Annotated in this window: 20 protein-coding genes; 18 read left to right on the top strand and 2 right to left on the bottom strand. The window is 55.6% G+C overall.

The features are described 5' to 3' along the window. Positions 1-48 precede the first annotated feature (48 nt). The 3 genes from J2S20_RS03135 (at position 49) to ftsZ (ending at position 3334) form a co-directional block, all read left to right on the top strand. Entirely contained in the window at positions 49-1290 is a 1242-nt protein-coding gene (locus tag J2S20_RS03135; protein ID WP_106611636.1) for an FtsW/RodA/SpoVE family cell cycle protein, read from the top strand. Positions 1291-1300: 10 nt separating this feature from the next. Continuing rightward, a complete protein-coding gene (locus tag J2S20_RS03130) occupies positions 1301-2005 on the top strand; it encodes a cell division protein FtsQ/DivIB (protein ID WP_106611637.1) in 705 nt (234 codons plus the stop codon). Positions 2006-2101: 96 nt separating this feature from the next. Beyond that, the gene (ftsZ, locus tag J2S20_RS03125; RefSeq protein WP_106611638.1) at positions 2102-3334 is read left to right on the top strand and encodes a cell division protein FtsZ; all 1233 of its coding nucleotides are present in this window, start codon (positions 2102-2104) and stop codon (positions 3332-3334) included. Between the two features lie 105 nt (positions 3335-3439). Here the strand turns inward: ftsZ and J2S20_RS03120 are convergent, their stop codons facing one another. Further along, on the bottom strand, positions 3440-4204 hold the full coding sequence (locus J2S20_RS03120) for a type III pantothenate kinase (RefSeq protein ID WP_106611639.1): 765 nt from the start codon (positions 4202-4204) through the stop codon (positions 3440-3442). A gap of 136 nt (positions 4205-4340) precedes the next feature. Here J2S20_RS03120 and coaBC point away from each other — a divergent pair, with 136 nt between their 5' ends. From coaBC to J2S20_RS03045, 15 genes are all read left to right on the top strand, one after another. Further along, complete coding sequence (gene coaBC, locus J2S20_RS03115; protein ID WP_106611640.1) at positions 4341-5543, top strand: bifunctional phosphopantothenoylcysteine decarboxylase/phosphopantothenate--cysteine ligase CoaBC; 1203 nt, start codon at positions 4341-4343, stop codon at positions 5541-5543. An 84-nt stretch (positions 5544-5627) separates the two neighbouring features. Further along, positions 5628-7223 carry a peptide chain release factor 3 gene (locus J2S20_RS03110; RefSeq protein WP_106611641.1) on the top strand — a complete coding sequence of 532 codons (1596 nt, stop codon included), beginning with the start codon at positions 5628-5630 and terminating at the stop codon, positions 7221-7223. Between the two features lie 14 nt (positions 7224-7237). Next, a complete protein-coding gene (locus J2S20_RS03105; RefSeq protein ID WP_211292154.1) occupies positions 7238-7465 on the top strand; it encodes a DUF1858 domain-containing protein in 228 nt (75 codons plus the stop codon). 74 nt (positions 7466-7539) lie between these two features. Continuing rightward, positions 7540-8004, top strand: a complete 465-nt coding sequence (gene nrdR / locus J2S20_RS03100) for a transcriptional regulator NrdR (RefSeq protein WP_106611642.1) — start codon at positions 7540-7542, stop codon at positions 8002-8004. Then, entirely contained in the window at positions 8001-8516 is a 516-nt protein-coding gene (locus J2S20_RS03095) for a YqeG family HAD IIIA-type phosphatase (RefSeq protein ID WP_106611643.1), read from the top strand. The genes nrdR and J2S20_RS03095 overlap by 4 nt, the downstream gene beginning before the upstream one ends. Continuing rightward, positions 8513-9391, top strand: a complete 879-nt coding sequence (locus tag J2S20_RS03090) for a shikimate dehydrogenase family protein (RefSeq protein ID WP_106611644.1) — start codon at positions 8513-8515, stop codon at positions 9389-9391. Before J2S20_RS03095 ends, J2S20_RS03090 begins: the two co-directional genes overlap by 4 nt. 194 nt (positions 9392-9585) lie before the next feature. Next, complete coding sequence (gene efp, locus J2S20_RS03085) at positions 9586-10143, top strand: elongation factor P (RefSeq protein WP_106611645.1); 558 nt, start codon at positions 9586-9588, stop codon at positions 10141-10143. Positions 10144-10309: 166 nt separating this feature from the next. Then, positions 10310-12076: an arginine--tRNA ligase gene (argS, locus tag J2S20_RS03080; protein WP_106611646.1), complete on the top strand. Its 1767-nt coding sequence runs from the start codon at positions 10310-10312 to the stop codon at positions 12074-12076. A gap of 4 nt (positions 12077-12080) precedes the next feature. Beyond that, complete coding sequence (locus tag J2S20_RS03075; protein ID WP_106611647.1) at positions 12081-12980, top strand: DMT family transporter; 900 nt, start codon at positions 12081-12083, stop codon at positions 12978-12980. Positions 12981-13155: 175 nt separating this feature from the next. Then, entirely contained in the window at positions 13156-14550 is a 1395-nt protein-coding gene (gene rsxC / locus J2S20_RS03070) for an electron transport complex subunit RsxC (protein WP_106611648.1), read from the top strand. After that, positions 14547-15509, top strand: a complete 963-nt coding sequence (locus tag J2S20_RS03065; RefSeq protein ID WP_106611649.1) for an RnfABCDGE type electron transport complex subunit D — start codon at positions 14547-14549, stop codon at positions 15507-15509. The genes rsxC and J2S20_RS03065 overlap by 4 nt, the downstream gene beginning before the upstream one ends. Continuing rightward, positions 15509-16129 (top strand): RnfABCDGE type electron transport complex subunit G, encoded by a 621-nt coding sequence (locus J2S20_RS03060; RefSeq protein WP_106611650.1) that lies wholly within the window; start codon positions 15509-15511, stop codon positions 16127-16129. Before J2S20_RS03065 ends, J2S20_RS03060 begins: the two co-directional genes overlap by 1 nt. A gap of 17 nt (positions 16130-16146) precedes the next feature. Next, a complete protein-coding gene (gene rsxE / locus J2S20_RS03055) occupies positions 16147-16959 on the top strand; it encodes an electron transport complex subunit RsxE (protein WP_106611651.1) in 813 nt (270 codons plus the stop codon). A 2-nt stretch (positions 16960-16961) separates the two neighbouring features. Continuing rightward, the gene (locus tag J2S20_RS03050) at positions 16962-17540 is read left to right on the top strand and encodes an electron transport complex protein RnfA (protein WP_106611652.1); all 579 of its coding nucleotides are present in this window, start codon (positions 16962-16964) and stop codon (positions 17538-17540) included. 16 nt (positions 17541-17556) lie between these two features. Further along, positions 17557-18348, top strand: a complete 792-nt coding sequence (locus tag J2S20_RS03045; RefSeq protein WP_106611653.1) for an RnfABCDGE type electron transport complex subunit B — start codon at positions 17557-17559, stop codon at positions 18346-18348. A 174-nt stretch (positions 18349-18522) separates the two neighbouring features. Here the strand turns inward: J2S20_RS03045 and J2S20_RS03040 are convergent, their stop codons facing one another. Continuing rightward, the gene (locus J2S20_RS03040) at positions 18523-18861 is read right to left on the bottom strand and encodes a NusG domain II-containing protein (protein ID WP_106611654.1); all 339 of its coding nucleotides are present in this window, start codon (positions 18859-18861) and stop codon (positions 18523-18525) included. Positions 18862-18922: the final 61 nt, after the last annotated feature.

Below are 18922 nucleotides of genomic sequence, written 5' to 3'. Positions count from 1 at the left end.
ACTTAAGAAACTGCGGGACAGAGGAGTAAGAAAAGAAAGGAGGGAGAGATGGCCAGGCGGACAGAGGCGGGAAATGCCGGCACACGCAGCGGCAAAAGTGCAGCGCGGCCTAGCAGCCGGAACGCCGGGCGGCGGACGGACAGCCCCGGAGCAAGGGCGCCGGAGAGGCATAAAAACTTTTATGACTACAGTCTTGTGTTTGCGGTTGTTTTCCTGACGGCCTTCGGTCTCCTGATGATCTATTCCTCCAGCTCCTATATGGCACAGATCAATCCGCGCACGAATGACGCTGCCTTCTACCTGAAGCGTCAGGGGATGATTGCGCTGGGCGGCTTTGTGCTGATGGTTATCATCTCTCTGATGGATTATCACTGGATCCTGAAGTGCTCCAAATTCGCTTATGCGCTCTCCTATGTGCTGATGATTGCGGTTATGATCGTCGGCAAGGAGGTGAATGGCAAGAAGCGCTGGCTCGGTGTGGGGCCGCTTTCTTTCCAGCCGACAGAGTTCGCAAAGCTTGCGCTGATCCTCTTTCTCACGGTCTACATCGTGGAGAAGGGCAGGGAGATCAATAGATGGAAGGGAATTGCCATGCTTTTTGCACTGGATTTTCCCATTGCGGCGCTGGTCGGAAAGAACAACCTGAGCTCCGGCATCATCATCCTCGGTCTTGGCTTTGTGATGAGCTTTGTGGCTACGAAGCGGTATATTGTTCATCTGCTGCTCTGTGCTCTGGCGGGACTGGGTGTGGCAGTGATCAATCCGGTCTCTCATGCCCTTTTGGCAGTGGGGCTTCTGCACCCCTATCAGCTGAGCCGCATACTTGTGTGGCAGGATCCCGCGCGTTACGCGCAGGACGGCGGCTATCAGGTGCTTCAGGGACTCTATGCCATCGGCTCCGGCGGGCTCATGGGGAAGGGGCTCGGAGAGAGCATACAGAAGATGGGCTTTGTGCCGGAGGCGCAGAATGACATGATCTTTTCGATCATCTGTGAGGAGCTGGGGCTCTTCGGCGCAGTGTCATTAATTCTTGTATTTCTCTTCATGATCTATCGCTTTCTGGTGATTGCAAATTCTGCACCGGATCTCTCCGGCGCGCTGCTTGTGGTCGGCATCATGGCGCATATCGCAATTCAGGTTATTCTGAACATCGCGGTTGTGACGAATACCATCCCGAACACCGGCATTACCCTCCCCTTTATAAGCTACGGGGGAACCTCCGTGCTCTTTCTCATGGTGGAGATGGGGCTTGTGCTGAGCGTGTCGCACAGCATCCGGGCGGACGGCTGAGGAGAGGCGCATGAAAGATAAAATACGTCTGTCCCTTCTCTGTCTCGCGCTGATCGCCACGATTCTTCTGGTCGGGCTGAATATCACAACGGTCAGGGTGACCGGAAACCACATGTACACGGCGGAGCAGCTGGAGGAAATCATCTTCCCGGATCACTTCTCGCGAAACAGCACGGTCTGTGCGCTGCGGGAACTGATGGGAAAGAAAAAGAGCATTCCCTTTGTACAGGACTATAAGCTCGCGTTTACGGGGCCGACCTCGGTGGAGCTGATTGTCTATGAGAAGAGTATCGTGGGCTATGTCTCCTATATGAGCTCAAAAATGTACTTCGACAAAGATGGCATCATTGTGGAGAGCTCAGGGCGGAGGCTTGACGGTATACCGGAGATCACAGGGCTTCATTTCGGGCAGATTGTTCTGTACCAGAAGCTTCCGGTGGAGAATGATCGCATTTTCTCCATGATACTGAACCTCACACAGGCCCTCTCAAGCTACGGCATTGCGGCGGATGTGATACGCTACGACAGCAGCCTGAATGCCTCCATGACGGCAGGTGATGTGACCATCCTGCTGGGGAGTGACTCGGAGATGAACGGAAAGCTCTCGGAGCTCTCCAATATACTGCCGGAGATCAGGGATTTAAGCGGCACGCTGGATCTCAGTGACTTTGACCCGACGGTGACGAACCGCATGTATTCATTTAAAAAGCGCTGAAACTGCCTTGCGCTTTTTCTGAAAAATGCGTATGATATGTTCAGACTGAAAAACTGTGGGTAAAATGAAATCATATAGAAGCAGGAGGCACACACTTTGCTGGAAATTAAGCTGAATGAGGATGAGAACACCGCGAAAATTATCGTGGTTGGAGTCGGCGGAGCGGGAAATAATGCCGTGAACCGCATGATAGAGGGCAGCATCGAGGGCGTAGAGTTTATCGGTGTGAACACGGATAAGCAGGCGCTTATGTCCTGCAGAGCGCAGTTTGCGATGCAGATCGGCGAGAAGCTGACCAAGGGACTGGGCTGCGGTGCGAAGCCGGAGGTGGGAGAGAAGGCCGCGGAGGAGAACATTGAGGATATCACCGAGGCGCTGAAATCTGCGGATATGGTTTTTGTGACCTGCGGCATGGGCGGTGGGACCGGAACCGGCGCGGCTCCGGTTATCGCGAGAACTGCGAAGGAGCTCGGGATCCTCACGGTCGGCGTTGTCACAAAGCCCTTCAGGTTCGAGGGCAGACAGCGCATGAATAATGCGATTGCAGGCATCGAGAATCTGAAGGCCGCTGTAGATACTCTGATTGTGATTCCAAACGACAAGCTTCTTGAGATTGTGGATCGCCGCACCTCTGTTCCGGAGGCCTTCGGCAAGGCGGATGAGGTTCTGGAGCAGGCCGTGCAGGGCATTACCGATCTGATCAATGTGCCGGGACTCATCAATCTGGATTTTGCGGATGTGCAGACCGTGATGACGGACAAGGGAATTGCACACATCGGCATCGGCAGGGCGAGCGGAGACGACAAGGCTGTCGAGGCAGTGAAGATCGCCTGTGCTTCCCCGCTGCTTGAGACAACCATCGACGGCGCAAGCAATGTGATCATCAATATCTCCGGTGATGTGAGTCTCATTGAGGCCAATGAGGCTGCCACCTATGTGCAGGAGCTCGCCGGGGAGGAGGCAAATATTATCTTCGGCGTCATGTATGATGAGAATGTTCAGGATGAATGTACCATCACGGTGATCGCGACCGGTCTGGATCAGAACAGCATTGCGACAGCTTCTGCGGATAAGGGAAAAAACAGTTTCCGCAAGGGAAGTGCAGCTGCGGGCTCCGTGAAGCCGGCGGCAAGGTCTTTTCAGACGGCTTCTTTTCTGAATCCGGAGCCTGCAAAGGAGCTCACGGGTGGAGCGGAACCGGCTGCTGTGGCAGCAGAGCCTGCGAAGGTGGAGCCGGAGCTGAACGCGCAGGATCACTATGTATTTGAGCCGCGTCAGAATAAGAATGTGCAGATCAATATTCCGGATTTTCTGAAGGGAAGAAAGTAATCAGGCTTTGACAGAGCCCGCGTGTATATATAGAAAAGACAGCGCTGCGGCGCTGTCTTTTCTTCGGCAGAGGGGGCGGATCCTCCGGAGCTTCAGCCTCTGATATCAGGTGTTCTTCCGGTAGAGTATGAGCAGTCCCTTCAGCAGGAGATTGTCGTCGATGATGATTTTGTTGCGGCAGAGCGGGGTTACAAACGGGGCGAGTCCGCCGGTGGCGACGACAGTAGCCTTTTCTCCGAGCTCCTCCTGAATGCGCTCGATGCACCCGTCCATCATGGCAGCGGTGCCGTAGAGTATGCCGCTCCGCATGCTCTCTATGGTGTTTTTGGCGATGATCGCGCCGGGCTTCTCCAGATCAATGTGAGGAAGCTGTGCTGTGCGGCTGCTCAGCGTGTCCAGAGAGACGCGGAGCCCCGGATAGATGATGCCGCCGACATAATCCCCCTTCTGGTCAAGGGTGGTGATCGTGGTCGCTGTGCCCATATCGATCACGATGATGGGCAGGGGGTAGTTGGCCTTGGCTGCGACGGAATCCACGATGAGGTCGGACCCAACCTTTTTCGGATCATCCATGCGGATATTCATTCCTGTTTTCATGCCGGAGCCCACCAGCTTGCAGTCCAGTCCTGTCACCTTCCGCACGGCGTTCAGCAGGATGGGATTCAGGGGCGGTACGACACTGGAGAGAATGGCGCCCTCGATATCCGGCGGGGTGACATGCCAGAGCTCCAGTATATTTTTGATGCTGATGGCATACTCGAGATCTGTCTTCCTTGTGTCGGTGGTAATGCGCTCCATGAAGTAGCTGTGCTGCTCGTCGATGCCGCCGATGACGATGTTCGAGTTTCCCATATCAATCGCGAGTATCATGGACTTTCTTCCTTTCTGGGCAGAGTTGTGCTATGATTACAGCGCCAAAAGCGCAGAGCCCACGCTTAACACAGTTTTTATAACACAGATTCCGCGGAAAAACAACGCGTGAGACAGCACGGAGGGAGAGAGGACGATGCTGAAGGGAAAGACAGTTCTGCTCGGTATCAGCGGGAGCATATCCGCATACAAGATGGCACATCTTGCGAGCCTCCTGAAGCAGGCGGGCGCAGAGACCTATGTGATCATGACGAGGAATGCCTGCCGCTTTATAGACCCCATTGTTTTTGATACGCTGACGGGGCATCGCACGGTTCTGGATGATTTTGACCGGACAAACGCTTCTCCGGTTTCACATCTGGATCTTCCGAAGGCGGCCGATGTTTTTCTCATCGCGCCCGCGAGCGCAAACATCATCGCAAAGGCGGCCTGCGGGATCGCGGATGATATGCTGAGCTCCGCAATTGTCGGGGCATATTCCTGTCCGCTGCTCATATCTCCGGCTATGAACGTGCATATGTTTGAAAATGTGACCGTGCAGGAAAATCTGAAGAAGCTCTCGGAGAGGGGCTGGCGCATTGTAGCACCGGGCATCGGCTATCAGGCCTGCGGGGATACCGGCAGCGGCAGGCTTCCGGAGGGAGAGGAGCTCTATGAGTGGCTTGAGATGGCCTGCGGCGCGGAGCAGGATCTGAGAGGACGGCGCGTGCTGGTGACCGCAGGAGCCACGCGGGAGCCGCTGGATCCCGTGCGCTTTATCACAAATCATTCGACCGGAAAGATGGGCTGCGCGCTTGCGCGGGCCGCGGCGATCCGGGGAGCGGAGGTGACGCTGGTCGCGGCGGATATGCGCGTGGAGCCGCCGAAATTTGTGAATACGGTGCGGGTCAGCTCTGCGGAGGAGATGTTTCAGGCGGTGACGCGGAGAGCGGCAGAGCAGGACTTTATCATCATGGCGGCGGCAGTCGCAGATTTTCGTCCGGCTGAGGTCGCGGGAGAGAAGATCAAGAAGAAAAAAGCGGCCGATGCGCTCCTCACCCTGCCTCTTGAGAGAACACGGGACATACTCCTGTGGTGCGGGGAGCATAAGCGGGAGGGACAGTTCCTCTGCGGCTTTGCCATGGAGACGCAGAATCTTCTGGAGAATGCGGCGGAAAAGCTCAGGATAAAGAAGGCGGATATGATAGTTGCAAACAGTCTTCGCGCGGCGGGCGCAGGCTTCGGCACAGATACCAATATCGTGACTCTGCTGAGGAAGGACGGAGCAGAGGAGCTCCCCTTGCTCTCGAAGACCGAGGTCGCAGACCGGATACTGGACTGCATGGCAGGAAAGCACTGAGCGGCGCGGAGCATCGACCGCGTAGTTTTTTAAGATGACTATATATGAGATTCAGACACAGAGGGATCGGAAAGCAGGCATAACGTGGCAAGCAATTTTAATGAGATCAGCAAGCGGCGCACCTTCGCCATCATCAGTCACCCGGATGCGGGCAAGACGACGCTCACGGAGAAACTGTTGCTCTACGGAGGGGCGATCAATCTCGCGGGCTCCGTAAAGGGCAAGAAGACCGCAAAATTTGCGGTCAGTGACTGGATGGACATTGAGAAGGAGAGAGGCATCTCTGTCACCTCCTCGGTGCTGCAGTTCAGTTATGAGGGGTATTGCATCAATATTCTGGACACGCCGGGACATCAGGACTTCTCGGAGGATACCTACCGAACGCTGATGGCGGCGGATTCTGCGGTTATGGTGATCGACGCGGGCAAGGGTGTCGAGGCACAGACCCGGAAGCTCTTCAAGGTCTGCACCCTGCGGCACATTCCGATCTTTACCTTTATCAACAAGATGGACCGCGAGGCGCGGGATCCCTTTGAGCTCATGGACGAGATCGAGGAGCTGCTCGGTATTCGCACCTGTCCCGTGAACTGGCCCATCGGCTGCGGAAAGAATTTCAAGGGGGTCTATGACCGCAGACAGCGGGAGATCACCTCCTTCCATGCGTCACATGCGGGGATGCAGGAGATCGCGACGGAGAGCTGGTCTGTGGACGCACCGGAGCTCGGACAGAGAATCGGCGAGGACTATAAGGCTCAGCTCATGGAGGAGATCGAGCTGCTGGACGGCGCAAGCGACGAGCTGGATATGGAGCGCGTCGGCAGAGGAGATCTGACTCCGGTGTTCTTCGGCTCTGCACTTACAAACTTCGGCGTTGAGACCTTTCTGGAGCACTTCCTGAAGATGACCTCTGCGCCGCTTGGCAGAAGGACGAAGCAGGGGGAGGTGCAGCCGATGCGAGACGATTTCTTCTCCGCCTTTGTCTTTAAGATCCAGGCCAATATGAACCGGGCGCACCGCGACCGCATTGCCTTCATGCGCATCTGTTCCGGCGAGTACGATGCCGGAATGGAGGTGACACATGTGCAGGGCGGCAGAAAGATCAGACTGAACCAGTCCACGCAGATGATGGCGGATGAGAGGAAGATCGTCGAGAGGGCCTATGCGGGAGATATCATCGGCGTCTTCGATCCGGGTATCTTTGCGATCGGAGACACGCTGACCGATGCGCGGGAGACAGTTGAGTTCGAGGGGATTCCGACCTTTGCGCCGGAGCACTTCGCGCGGCTGCGTCAGGTAGACACCATGAAGCGGAAGCAGTTCACAAAGGGAGTCTATCAGATTGCGCAGGAGGGAGCCATCCAGATCTTTCAGGAGCGGAATACCGGAATGGAGGAGATCATCGTGGGGGCGGTCGGCGTGCTGCAGTTTGATGTGCTGACGCACCGCCTGAAGCAGGAGTACAATGTCGAGGTGCGTCTGGATCAGCTGCCCTATGAATATATCCGCTGGATCGAGAATCCGCAGGAGGTCGATCCGGATCGTATTCAGGGTACAAGCGATATGAAGCTCATACAGAACCTGAAGGGCGACCCGCTGCTTCTCTTCAGTCATGAGTGGAGCGTGCGTATGGTTGAGGACAGAAATCCGGGACTGAAGCTCTCGGAATTCGGCAGAAATTAGAGAGGGAGCGCTGTATGGACGAATTTATGGAGCTTGAGGAGGGCCCGGTGAGCGGGGATGATCTGATCGCTGAGCTGCCGAATCTGTATCCGGAGACAGTGGATTTTCTGAACAGCCTCGGGATGCACTGTATCGGCTGCGCCGCCTCACAGTATGAGACGGTGCGAGAGGCCTGCCGCGTGCATGGTCTGCATCCGGGCAAGGTAGTACGGGAGCTGAACCGCATCATCACGGGCGGCTGAGAAAGAGCTGCGGGGATCTCTTCCCGGGGCAGCGAGGTCATAGTAAGGAGCACAGGAGCTGACAGGAGGTTTGTATGAAATGCCCATTCTGTAACGCTGCGGACACAAGAGTCATTGATTCAAGGCCGGCGGACGACAACGCATCCATACGTCGGAGAAGACAGTGCGAGAGCTGCGGAAAGCGCTTCACTACCTATGAGAAGCTGGAGACCATGCCTCTCATGATCATCAAGAAGGACAATTCGAGGGAAGCCTATGACAGGGCGAAGATCGAGGCGGGCATCATCCGCTCCTGTCACAAGCGCCCGGTGTCCTCGCTCCAGATCAGTGCGATCACAGATGCGATTGAGACGGCGCTCTTTAACCGTGAGGAGCGGGAGCTTCCATCCTCTGTGATCGGGGAGATGGTCATGGACAAGCTGAAGGATCTGGATCCTGTGGCCTATGTCCGCTTTGCCTCGGTCTATCGGGAGTTCAAGGATGTGAACACCTTCATGGCGGAGCTCGCAAAGCTCCTGCAGCATCAGGAGCAGTCATGAATCCCTTCTTTCCGGAGCGAAGCTTTGAGAGCGTATATGCGCTGCCCTTTGCAGAGCTCTATGAGGAGGGACTTCGCGGCATTGTCTTTGATATCGATAATACGCTGGTTCCGCCGGATGCCCCGGCGGATGAGCGGAGCAGGGAGCTCGTTAGACGGTTGAGAGCGCTTGGTTTTCGCATATGCCTCGTGTCGAATAACCGGGGGCCGCGGGTGCAAAGCTTCGCGGAGGAATTGGGACTGCCCTTTGTGGCGAAGGCTCTGAAGCCCCGGCGCTATGGTTATCGCCGCGCGATGCGCATCATGAGGACGCGTCCGGAGGAGACGGTCTCTGTCGGCGATCAGCTCTTCACGGATATCTGGGGGGCCAATCGCACAGGGATGCACAGCGTACTGGTTGCGCCGATGGAGCGGAGAGAGGAGTTGCAGATCCGGTTTAAGCGGCTCATTGAGCGCCCCTTTCTTCATGCCTACAGGAGGGCGGAGCAGAGGAGAGGAGGAACACGCGGATGATGTCGGCAAACACGCTGGTCTGCGGTCTGATTGCAAATCCCATCGGACACAGTCTGTCACCACTCCTGCATAATACGCTCGCGGAGCGTATGGGGGTGGATCTCGCCTACCTTCCCTTTCCGGTCAGGGAGGCAGAGCGCCTTGGAGAGGCCGTACACGGCGCGTATGCGCTGGGAATACGGGGACTGAATGTGACTGTGCCCTATAAGATGGCAGTGCTCCCCTTCCTCTGCGGACTGGACAGAGCGGCAGAACAGATCGGTGCGGTGAATACGCTGCTGCGGACAGATCAGGGATATCTTGGCTGCAATACGGATCTTCCCGGCATGGAGCGCCTTCTGAAGCGGGAGGGCATCTCGCTCAGGGGAGAGCCGGTGCTCCTGCTCGGGGCAGGCGGCGCGGCGCGGGCCATTGCTGTCATGGCGGCCTTGCACGGCGCCTCAGAGCTCACCGTACTGAACAGGAGCGCGGAGCGGGCTGAACAGTTTGTCTCAGAGCTTCAATCCCGTTTTCCGGGCACCTGCTTTACGGCAGCCGGGCTTGACGGCTGGCGGGAGCTTTCCCGGCAGGACTATATTGCCTTTCAGTGCAGCAGTGTCGGAATGTATCCGTACACGGAAAAAAGCCTTATTCCGGAGACGGACTTTTATCATAAGCTCCGCTGCGGCGTGGATCTGATCTACACACCCTCAGAGACAGAGTTCATGCGGCGTCTCTCGGCAGCAGGGAGGGAGGCCCTTGGCGGTCTTGATATGCTGCTGTATCAGGGCGTGCTCTCCTTTGAGCTGTGGACAGGGCGCTCTGTGCCGGAAGCGCTCTGCGCGGAGCTTCGCGCCTGTCTTCAGAGGGAGCTCTCGCGGCGGGAGAGGGAGTAAAACAAAGAGCCGTATCGCCTGTACTCCGTAAAAATCTTTCCTGCTGGATGCAAAACGCCAGAAAGGGCTTGCCTCCGCTCCCGCTATACTGTAAAATAGCTGTGAAAAAATGGCAAAAATACAAAGAATAACTTCAAGCAGAGAAATGATGGTGTTTCTGTGCCTGATTATGTAAAACAAGGAGGAGTTATCTTATGGTTTCAGCAGGTGATTTCAGAAACGGCATCACACTGGAGATTGAGGGTGCGGTGTATCAGATTGTTGAGTTTCAGCACGTAAAGCCGGGAAAGGGCGCTGCCTTTGTCCGCACAAAGATCAGAAACGTCATGTCCGGTGCTGTGACGGAGCGCACCTTCCGTCCGACAGAGAAGTTCCCGACTGCAAGAATCGATCGCGTCGAGATGCAGTACCTGTATGCAGACGGAGATATGTTCAACTTCATGAACACCGAGACCTACGACCAGATTTCCCTGAACAAGGATCTCATCGGCGACACGCTGAAGTTCGTCAAGGAGAATGATATGGTCAAGGTTGTCTCCTACAACGGCAATGTCTTTTCCGTTGAGCCGCCGCTTTTTGTTGAGCTGGAGATCACGGATACGGAGCCGGGCTTTGCAGGAAATACCGCGACCGGTGCGCAGAAGCCTGCTACGGTCGAGACCGGTGCGCAGATCTCTGTTCCGCTCTTTATCGGAATCGGAGACAAGGTGAAGATCGACACACGCACAGGAGAGTATCTCGGAAGAGCGTAATTGTCCGACTGAAATTGCCGGGGCAGCCCCTGTTTATGGGACTGCCTCTTATTTGTCCCGGGCGTGAGCTGTATCAATCCGGGAGAAGCATCCTGTTTCCGGAGCCCCGGGAGGAGAGATTTCGGTTCTGTCTCAGGTGAGAGCAGATGAGAAGGAGAGTAGTGAGATGGAGACAATACTTGAACAGATGAATGCTGCAGTTCAGAATGCATTTTCTGACTGCGGATTTGAGAATGATTATGCCAAGGTACAGGTATCAAACCGCCCGGATCTCTGCGAGTATCAGTGCAACAGCGCCATGGCGGTTGCGAAGCGGGCAGGGAAGAAACCGATCGATGTTGCAACGCAGGTCGCGGCGGAGCTTGAGAAGAGCGGACTCTTCTCAGAGGTCAGCGCTGTGATGCCGGGCTTTATCAACCTGAAGCTGAGACCGGAGCTCCTGTGCAGGAGCGTTCAGCTCATGGCAGAGGATCCGAAGTGCGGGGCGAGAATGGACTCAGAGCGCACCATCATGGTGGATTACGGCGGAGCAAATGTCGCAAAGCCGCTGCATGTCGGACATCTTCGCTCTGCCATCATCGGAGAGGCGCTGAAACGTATGGGCGCCTTTTTCGGGAACCGCATGATCGGCGATGTGCACCTCGGCGACTGGGGGCTCCAGATGGGACTCATCATTGAGGAGCTGAGGCTCAGGAAACCGGAGCTCCCGTACTTTGATCCGGCATTTCAGGGGACTTATCCCTCTGAGCCGCCCTTTACCATAGGCGATCTGGAGGAGATCTATCCGACTGCCTCGAAGCGCGCAAAGGAGGATGCCGCCTTTGCTGAGAAGGCACACGAGGCGACTCTCATGCTGCAGAGCGGCGCGCCCGCTTACCGCGCGCTCTGGAAGCACATTCTCTCTGTCTCCGTGAGAGATCTTGAAAAAAACTACAGCGCGCTGAATGTCTCCTTTGAGCTGTGGAAGGGAGAGTCGGACGCACAGCCCTTTATTCCGGGACTGTTGAAGGAGCTGGAGGAGAGCGGTGTGGCCCGTATGTCCGAGGGCGCTCTGGTGGTCGACATCGCCGAGCCGGATGACTCGAAGGAACTTCCTCCCTGTATAGTCCGAAAGTCAGACGGTGCGGCGCTCTATGCGACCAGCGATCTCGCGACGCTGATCGACAGAGAGCAGAGCTACGGGCCGGATCTCTATATCTATATTGCGGACAAGCGTCAGGAGCTGCACTACACGCAGTTCTTCCGCGTGGCGCGAAGAGCCGGCATCATCCCGCCGGAGCATGAGCTGAAATATATCGGCTTCGGAACCATGAACGGTAAGGACGGAAAGCCCTTTAAGACGAGGGACGGCGGCGTGATGCGTCTTGAGACCCTGATAAAGGAGATACGCGAGGCAGTCTATCAGAGAATTGCTGAAAATCCGGATATTCCGGAGGAGGAGGCGAGGGAGACCTCCCGCATTGTGGCGCTCGCAGCATTGAAGTACGGAGATCTCTCAAATCAGGCTGCGAAGGATTATGTATTCGATATTGAGCGCTTTGCCTCCTTTGAGGGCAACACCGGACCTTACATTTTATATACGGCGGTGCGCATCAAGTCGATTTTAAAGAAATATCTCGCGGCGGGCGGCACAGCAGTGAGGCCTTCAGACCTGAGGGCTGCGGAGAGTCCGGTAGAAAAAGCACTCTTTCTGGAGCTCGCACGCTATGCAGAAACGGTTGAGGGGGCATGGAAGGAGCTGGCGCCGCACCGCATCTGCCAGTATCTGTACACAGTGGCGAACAGCTTCAATTCCTTCTATCACGAGGTGCGTATTCTTGCGGAGGAGAATGAGGAGAAGAAGCGCGCTTATCTTGCGCTGATTCAGAGCACAGAGGCCGTTCTGGAGAGCTGCCTCACAATGCTTGGCATGGAAGTACCGGAAAGGATGTAAGCGAATGCGTCAGAGTCCAGCACAGAAAAATCAGGGAGTCCTGATCCTGCTTCTCACAGCTTTCATCTGGGGGCTCGCCTTTGTGGCACAGTCCGTGGCGATGGATCATATCGGCCCGATGAGCTTCTGCGCTGCCCGTTTCTTTCTGAGCGGCTTTGTCTTGATTCCTGTGATCTGGCTGCGGCGGCACATGGGCTGGGATGAATTGAGAAGCAGCGGAAGAGGAAGGCGCGCAGCTCTTCGAAGAGAAGGTATGATTGGCGGTCTGATCTGCGGTGTGTTTTTATTCTTTGCGGCAGCAGTTCAGCAGATTGGTGTCAAATATACGACGGCGGGGAAGGCCGGCTTTCTCACGGCGCTCTATATCATAGTTGTGCCGATTTACAGCATCGCGCTCGGAAGGCGTCCGGCGCGTAAGGTAGGAGTTGCGGCTGTGATCGCCATGGTCGGAATGTATCTGCTCTGTATTGAGGGGCGCCTCGGACTGTCAAAGGGAGATGCCTACTGCCTGCTCTGTGCGCTGCTTTTTCCCTTTCAAATACTGGCTCTGGATTACTATGTGCAGCGGACGGATGCGGTCTTCCTTTCCTGTCTTGAGTTTTTGACGGTTGGGTTTCTTTCCCTCGTCTTTGCCCTGCTCTTTGAGACGGCAGATATCGCTTCTCTGCGGGCGGCTCTGATTCCGATCCTCTATGCAGGAGTTCTGAGCGGTGCCGTCGGCTACACCCTGCAGGGGGTGGGGCAGCAAAAGCTTCAGAATCCTTCTGCGGCGACGCTGATTATGAGTCTTGAGGCAGTCTTTGCAGTGTTGGTGGGGTGGCTTGTGATGGGGCAGACACTCTCACCGCGTAAAATTTTGGGCTGTGTCATTATGTTTGCGGCCATCGCGCTCGCACAGCTGTGAGTGGCGGAAGACTCGTCGCCGGTTCGAAATGACAAGCTGCCAGGAGAGTTGATTTACCAGCTATGTATTAAAAAAAAACCACGCTTCTGTGGTTTTTTTTTGTATATTTTGATGTCAGTATGTTATACTCTTAACGTTAATAGTATCAGAAATATGAAAGAAAGAGGGTAGTCTGATGGGATTGGCAACATTTATAGGCGGCGTCCATCCATTTGAGGGAAAAGAGCTCTCGATGGACAAGCCCGTCACCGTGCTGAAACCGACATCCGGCGAGATGGTTTATCCACTCTCGCAGCACATCGGCGCTCCCGCGAAGCCGCTGGTTCAGGTGGGCGATGAGGTGCTGGTCGGACAGAAGATCGCCGAGGCGGGGGGCTTCATCTCTGCAGTCGTGATATGCTCCGTATCCGGCAAGGTGAAGAAGATCGAAGCGAGAACCCTGGTGAATGGCAGCAAGGCGATGTCCATCATTGTGGAGAATGATGGAGAGTATCGCGCTGTGGAGGGCTTCGGCGAGGAGAGAAGCGCTGAGGGGCTCTCAAAAAAGGAGATTCGCGATATCGTTCGTGAGGCCGGAATTGTCGGTCTCGGCGGAGCCGGATTCCCCACCAATGTCAAGCTGACGCCGAAGGATGAGAATGCGATTGATTACGTCATTGTGAACGGCGCGGAGTGCGAGCCGTACCTCACCTGCGACTATCGCATGATGCTGGAGGAGCCGGAGCGGCTGGTCGGCGGACTGAAGGTCATGCTTCAGCTCTTTGACAACGCAAAGGGCGTCATCGGCATTGAGAATAACAAGCCGAAGGCGATCGCCCGCATGAGGGAGCTTGTGAAGGATGAGCCGCGCATTGAGGTCTGTGAGCTTCTGACCAAGTACCCGCAGGGTGGTGAGCGCTCGCTGATCTATGCGGTGACCGGCAGGGAGATCAATTCCTCCATGCTTCCCGCAGACGCAGGCTGTGTGGTGGACAATGTCAATACCGTCATGGCAATCTATGATGCGGTCTGTAAGCAGACTCCCATTGTGGAGCGTGTGCTGACTGTCACGGGTGATGCCATCGCAGAGCCACAGAACTTCAAGGCGCGCACGGGCATGAACTATAATGATATCATCGCTGCGGCGGGAGGCTTCAGACAGGAGCCGCAGAAGATACTGTCCGGCGGACCGATGATGGGGCAGGCGATGTTCACAACGGATGCCCCGGTGACGAAGAACAGCTCCTCCCTCACCTGCTTCTGTAAGGATGAGGTCGCAAAGTATCCGGAGACGGCCTGCATACGCTGCGGTCGCTGCGGCACGGTATGTCCGGAATTCCTCGTTCCTGTTCTTATGATGAAGGAGTGTATGCGGGACAATGCCGAGGGCTATGAGGCCCTGAACGGGATGGAGTGTATTGAATGCGGAAGCTGTTCCTACATCTGTCCGGCCAGACGTCCGCTCACGCAGGCGTTCAAGTACATGAAGCGCCAGGTCGGCGCGATCCGCAGAGCCAAAGCCGCGGAAGAGAAGGCAAAGGCCGAGAAGGCCGCTGCTGAGAAGGCAGGAAAGGAGGAAGAGAAGAAATGAATATGCTGAATGTTTCCTCCTCCCCGCACGTCAGAGACAAGGACAGCACGCGCGGCATCATGCTGGATGTCTGTATTGCCATGCTGCCCACCGCTGCGTTCGGTGTGGTGCAGTTTGGAATCAGTGCGCTGCTGGTCATCATTGTCACGGTTCTCGCCGCGGTGCTCTCTGAGTATCTCTGGCAGAAGGGCATGCACAAGCAGGTCACAATCTGCGACTGTTCCGCTGTCGTCACAGGACTGATCCTTGCGCTGAACATGCCTCCGGAGATCCCGCTCTGGATTCCGGCACTCGGTGCAGTTTTTGCGATCATCCTTGTAAAGCAGCTCTTTGGCGGATTGGGTCAGAACTGGATGAACCCGGCGCTCGCCGGAAGATGTTTTCTGCTGATTTCCTGTGCAAAGTACATGAACAATTTCAGCTCTGCGGGTCTCGGCTTTGACGCCACGACCGGAGCGACGCCTCTCGCAATTATGAAGAGCGCGGTGAAGGCAGGCAGTGATCCGATGCAGGGAGTTGATCTCATGCAGCTCTTTATCGGCCGTGTGCCGGGAACCATCGGTGAAGTCTCCGCAGTTGCACTGTTGATCGGTGGTATCTACCTCCTCTGGAAGAAGGTCATCAGCTGGCACATTCCGGTGATTTATATTGCAACCGTGGCAGTCTTTGTCTTCATCTTTGGTCATCAGAGCGCGGACTACGTTCTGGCACAGGTGCTCGGCGGCGGACTGATCTTTGGCGCCTTCTTCATGGCGACAGACTATGTCTCCACACCGCTGACCCGAAAGGGACAGATAATCTATGCGCTGCTGATCGGACTTCTGACCGGTCTGTTCCGTATCTTCGGAACCGGCGCCGAGGGTGTCTCTTATTCCATTATTATCGGAAATATGCTCTCTCCGCTGATTGAGAGCGCCACGATTCCGAAGGCATTTGGAAGAAGGGGGGCAAAAAAGTAATGAGTGCAAAAAAAGAAACTACTTTTGTTCAGGATGCGATTCGTCTGATGCTCATCACCCTGATCGCAGGACTGCTCCTCGGCATCGTCTACTCCGTGACGCTCGAACCGATTCGCGCGGCACAGCAGGCTGCGACGGTGCGCGCCTATAAGCAGGTTTACCCGGATGCCGCGGATTTTGCGGACAATGCCGACAGTGATGCTCTGATTGCAGCTGCCGCGGAGGAGGTTGCAGCGCAGGGCTTCGGCAATGTCACGGTGGATAAGGTTGTTGATGCAAAGGATGCTTCCGGTGAAGTGATCGGTCACATCATCAATGCCACCTCTAAAGAAGGCTTTGGTGGGGCGATCAGCATCTCTGCGGGTATTCAGGAGGATGGCACGCTGAATGGTATCGCCTTCCTCTCCATCTCTGAGTCCGCCGGACTGGGAATGAATGCGCGAGATACAGACTGGTACAGACAATTCGAGAACAAGCAGGTTGAAAAGTTCAGTGTCACCAAGACAGGAGCGAAGGATGACAGCGAGATCGATGCGATCTCCGGCGCGACCATCACCTCCCGCGCGGTGACAAATGCAGTCAACGCGGCGCTGTTCTTTGCCGCCAACGGCATGGACTGAGGAAGGAGGGGAATAGAATGAATGAATGTATGGAACGCCTGAAAAACGGCATCATTACTGAGAACCCCGTCTTCATTATGGCGCTGGGCCTCTGCCCGACCTTCGCGGTCACAACCAATGCGACCAATGCGATCGGCATGGGACTGTCCTCTATGGCAGTGCTGATGTTCTCAAACCTTTTGATTTCTGCGATCAGCAAGCTGATTCCCGGAAGAGTGCGTCTCCCCGCCGAGATCGTGGTTGTTGCTTCGCTTGTCACCATCGTTCAGCTGCTGATCCAGGGCTTTGCGCCGAGCATCTATGATGCCCTTGGCATCTATATTCCGCTGATCGTTGTAAACTGTATTATTCTGGGACGTGCCGAGGCCTATGCGCTCGGAGCAAAGCCAATTCCTGCGCTCTTTGACGGAATCGGTATGGGGCTCGGATTTACAATCGCACTGCTGCTGCTCGGCGGCTTCCGCGAGATTATCGGAGCTGGCTCCATCTTTGGAATTCCGCTGATTCCTGAGGCGTATCACATCTCGATCTTTGTTCTGCCTCCGGGAGCTTTCCTTGTTATGGCCTTCCTCGTCGCGGCGATGCAGTACTATCAGGATCCGAAGCGCGGTGTGAAGAGCTCTGCTCCCTCTCTTGAGGAGGTAAAGACCAAGGTTGTGAAGCCGGCGCCGAAGCCTGCGGCTGCAAAGCCCGCGGTGGCAGCTCCGAAGGCAGCAGCTCCCGCACAGGCGGCGCCTGCTGAGACCGTGAAGGCGACTGTGGCTGCACAGGCTGCTCCTGTTGAAGCGGCGAAGGCGGCTGCTCCGGATGAGAAGAAGGAGGAGGAATAATCATGACTAAGGTTCTGTTGCTTCTGGTCAGCGGTGCGCTGGTGAACAACGTCGTCCTGTCCCGCTTCCTCGGACTCTGCTCCTTCGTCGGTGTATCCAAGAAGAAAGAGACCTCTGTCGGTATGGGTGGAGCGGTTATCTTCACCATCTTCCTGGCGACGATACTGGCTTCTGTCGTGTACGCCTGTGTGCTGAGACCACTGGGTATAGACTACCTGCAGACCATTGTATTCATACTTCTGATTGCATCTCTGGTGCAGTTTATTGAGATGTTCATGAAGAAGAGCATGCCCTCCATGCATGCCTCTCTCGGTATCTTCCTTCCGCTGATTACGACGAACTGCGCTGTGCTCGGCGTGGCGCTGGATAATGTCCAGAAGGAGTACAATTTTATCGAGGGACTCGCGTGGGGCATCGGAACAGCTGTCGGTTATGCCATCGCCATCGTTATTCTGGCGGGTATCCGCGAGCGCTGTGAGGAAAATGATATACCGAAGTATTTCCAGGGACTGCCGATTGTGCTGATCAGCTCCGGTCTCATGGCAATCGCATTCACCGGATTCTCCGGCATGATTACCTGAGAAGGAGGAGAGGGGAATGAATTTTACAATCGTAATTGTCTCCTTTGCCATTGTCGGCATCGTGGGTCTGATCTGCGGCCTGGGTCTCGGTGTGGCGAGTGAGAAGTTTAAGGTAGAGGTCGATGAGAAGGAGCTTGCTGTCAGGGCAGCGCTTCCAGGAAATAACTGCGGTGCCTGCGGATATCCGGGCTGTGATGGCTGCGCACATGCGATCGCGATCGGTGAGGCGGCAGTGACGCAGTGTCCGGTCGGAGGAAAGACCTGCGCAGAGAAGATCGCTTCGATCATGGGTGTCGAGGCGGGCGAGACAGAGCGGAAGGTTGCTGTGGTTCGCTGCTCCGGAACCTGCGATAGTGCAAAGAAGCGCTACAACAATGTCGGCCCGACGGATTGCAACCAGATGTCCGTGATTCCAGGTGCGGGAGATATGGCCTGTGAGTATGGCTGCCTCGGTGGAGGCTCCTGCGTGAAGGCCTGCGAATTTGATGCGATCCATGTTGTCAACGGCGTGGCAGTTGTCGACAAGGAGAAGTGTGTGGCCTGCGGCAAGTGCGTGAAGGCCTGCCCGAAGCATCTCATCGAGATGACGAATTACAAGTCAAAGTTCCATGTGCGCTGCATGTCTCAGGATAAGGGCAAGGCGGTGCGCGACGTATGTTCCGCCGGCTGCATCGGCTGTACGCTCTGCGTAAAGGAATGCCATTTTGACGCCATTCATATGAACGGCAATGTCGCTCAGATCGATTATGATAAGTGCAGAAACTGCAGTCTCTGTGCAAAGAAGTGCCCGGCAAGCGTCATAAACTGAGCCGGATGCATAGCTGAGACCTTGAACAATCCATACTCAGGGTCTGAACAAGTTGATATCTGGATAAAAAAGATCCGGCAGGATCCTCAATTTTAGAGGATCCTGCCGGATCTTTTATGTGTCAAAGCGGCCTCAATATGCTTTATGTCATGTCAGGATCAGCTTATTTCCTCCTTATTCTTCAGAGATCTGAACAATCAGCCGGTTCGGCAGACAGGCGATGATCTCGCCGGGGAGGGAGATATGCCCCATGTGCTCGCAGAGCCGGTCGGGGCAGCTGGCGTCAGTGACCCACACCTCGCCGTTCTCGATATGGAGTGTGTTGCGCCCGCCGTTCGCTGCGGGAATGATCTCTGTGCGTGTCTCATTTAATGAATAGGAATGAATGAGTACTCCGTCCTGAGAGATCAGGACTTTTTTCCCGGGGCCGTGGAACAGAAGGCTGCGCCCCAGCAGCAGGAGCAGCGCTGCTGCAAAGAGGAAGAGCATAAGGCGTATGGTATTCTTTGACATAGAACCTCCATGGCAACTGGTGTTCAGATCGGAGAGCAGCAACAGAGAAGGTGCGGGGACG

This window comes from Moryella indoligenes (assembly GCF_030812885.1).
Lineage (GTDB): Bacteria > Bacillota > Clostridia > Lachnospirales > Lachnospiraceae > Moryella > Moryella indoligenes.
This window is presented reverse-complemented; position numbering and strand designations above follow the sequence as displayed.

What these genes read in the sequence shown, in the direction of transcription:
- J2S20_RS03135 (WP_106611636.1), top strand. Translation starts at nt 49, where the DNA reads ATGGCCAGGCGGACAGAGGCGGGAAATGCCGGCACACGCAGCGGCAAA.
- J2S20_RS03130 (WP_106611637.1), top strand. Translation starts at nt 1,301, where the DNA reads ATGAAAGATAAAATACGTCTGTCCCTTCTCTGTCTCGCGCTGATCGCC.
- J2S20_RS03120 (WP_106611639.1), bottom strand. Translation starts at nt 4,204, where the DNA reads ATGATACTCGCGATTGATATGGGAAACTCGAACATCGTCATCGGCGGC.
- coaBC (WP_106611640.1), top strand. Translation starts at nt 4,341, where the DNA reads ATGCTGAAGGGAAAGACAGTTCTGCTCGGTATCAGCGGGAGCATATCC.
- J2S20_RS03105 (WP_211292154.1), top strand. Translation starts at nt 7,238, where the DNA reads ATGGACGAATTTATGGAGCTTGAGGAGGGCCCGGTGAGCGGGGATGAT.
- nrdR (WP_106611642.1), top strand. Translation starts at nt 7,540, where the DNA reads ATGAAATGCCCATTCTGTAACGCTGCGGACACAAGAGTCATTGATTCA.
- J2S20_RS03095 (WP_106611643.1), top strand. Translation starts at nt 8,001, where the DNA reads ATGAATCCCTTCTTTCCGGAGCGAAGCTTTGAGAGCGTATATGCGCTG.
- J2S20_RS03090 (WP_106611644.1), top strand. Translation starts at nt 8,513, where the DNA reads ATGATGTCGGCAAACACGCTGGTCTGCGGTCTGATTGCAAATCCCATC.
- efp (WP_106611645.1), top strand. Translation starts at nt 9,586, where the DNA reads ATGGTTTCAGCAGGTGATTTCAGAAACGGCATCACACTGGAGATTGAG.
- argS (WP_106611646.1), top strand. Translation starts at nt 10,310, where the DNA reads ATGGAGACAATACTTGAACAGATGAATGCTGCAGTTCAGAATGCATTT.
- J2S20_RS03075 (WP_106611647.1), top strand. Translation starts at nt 12,081, where the DNA reads ATGCGTCAGAGTCCAGCACAGAAAAATCAGGGAGTCCTGATCCTGCTT.
- rsxC (WP_106611648.1), top strand. Translation starts at nt 13,156, where the DNA reads ATGGGATTGGCAACATTTATAGGCGGCGTCCATCCATTTGAGGGAAAA.
- J2S20_RS03065 (WP_106611649.1), top strand. Translation starts at nt 14,547, where the DNA reads ATGAATATGCTGAATGTTTCCTCCTCCCCGCACGTCAGAGACAAGGAC.
- J2S20_RS03060 (WP_106611650.1), top strand. Translation starts at nt 15,509, where the DNA reads ATGAGTGCAAAAAAAGAAACTACTTTTGTTCAGGATGCGATTCGTCTG.
- rsxE (WP_106611651.1), top strand. Translation starts at nt 16,147, where the DNA reads ATGAATGAATGTATGGAACGCCTGAAAAACGGCATCATTACTGAGAAC.
- J2S20_RS03050 (WP_106611652.1), top strand. Translation starts at nt 16,962, where the DNA reads ATGACTAAGGTTCTGTTGCTTCTGGTCAGCGGTGCGCTGGTGAACAAC.
- J2S20_RS03045 (WP_106611653.1), top strand. Translation starts at nt 17,557, where the DNA reads ATGAATTTTACAATCGTAATTGTCTCCTTTGCCATTGTCGGCATCGTG.
- J2S20_RS03040 (WP_106611654.1), bottom strand. Translation starts at nt 18,861, where the DNA reads ATGTCAAAGAATACCATACGCCTTATGCTCTTCCTCTTTGCAGCAGCG.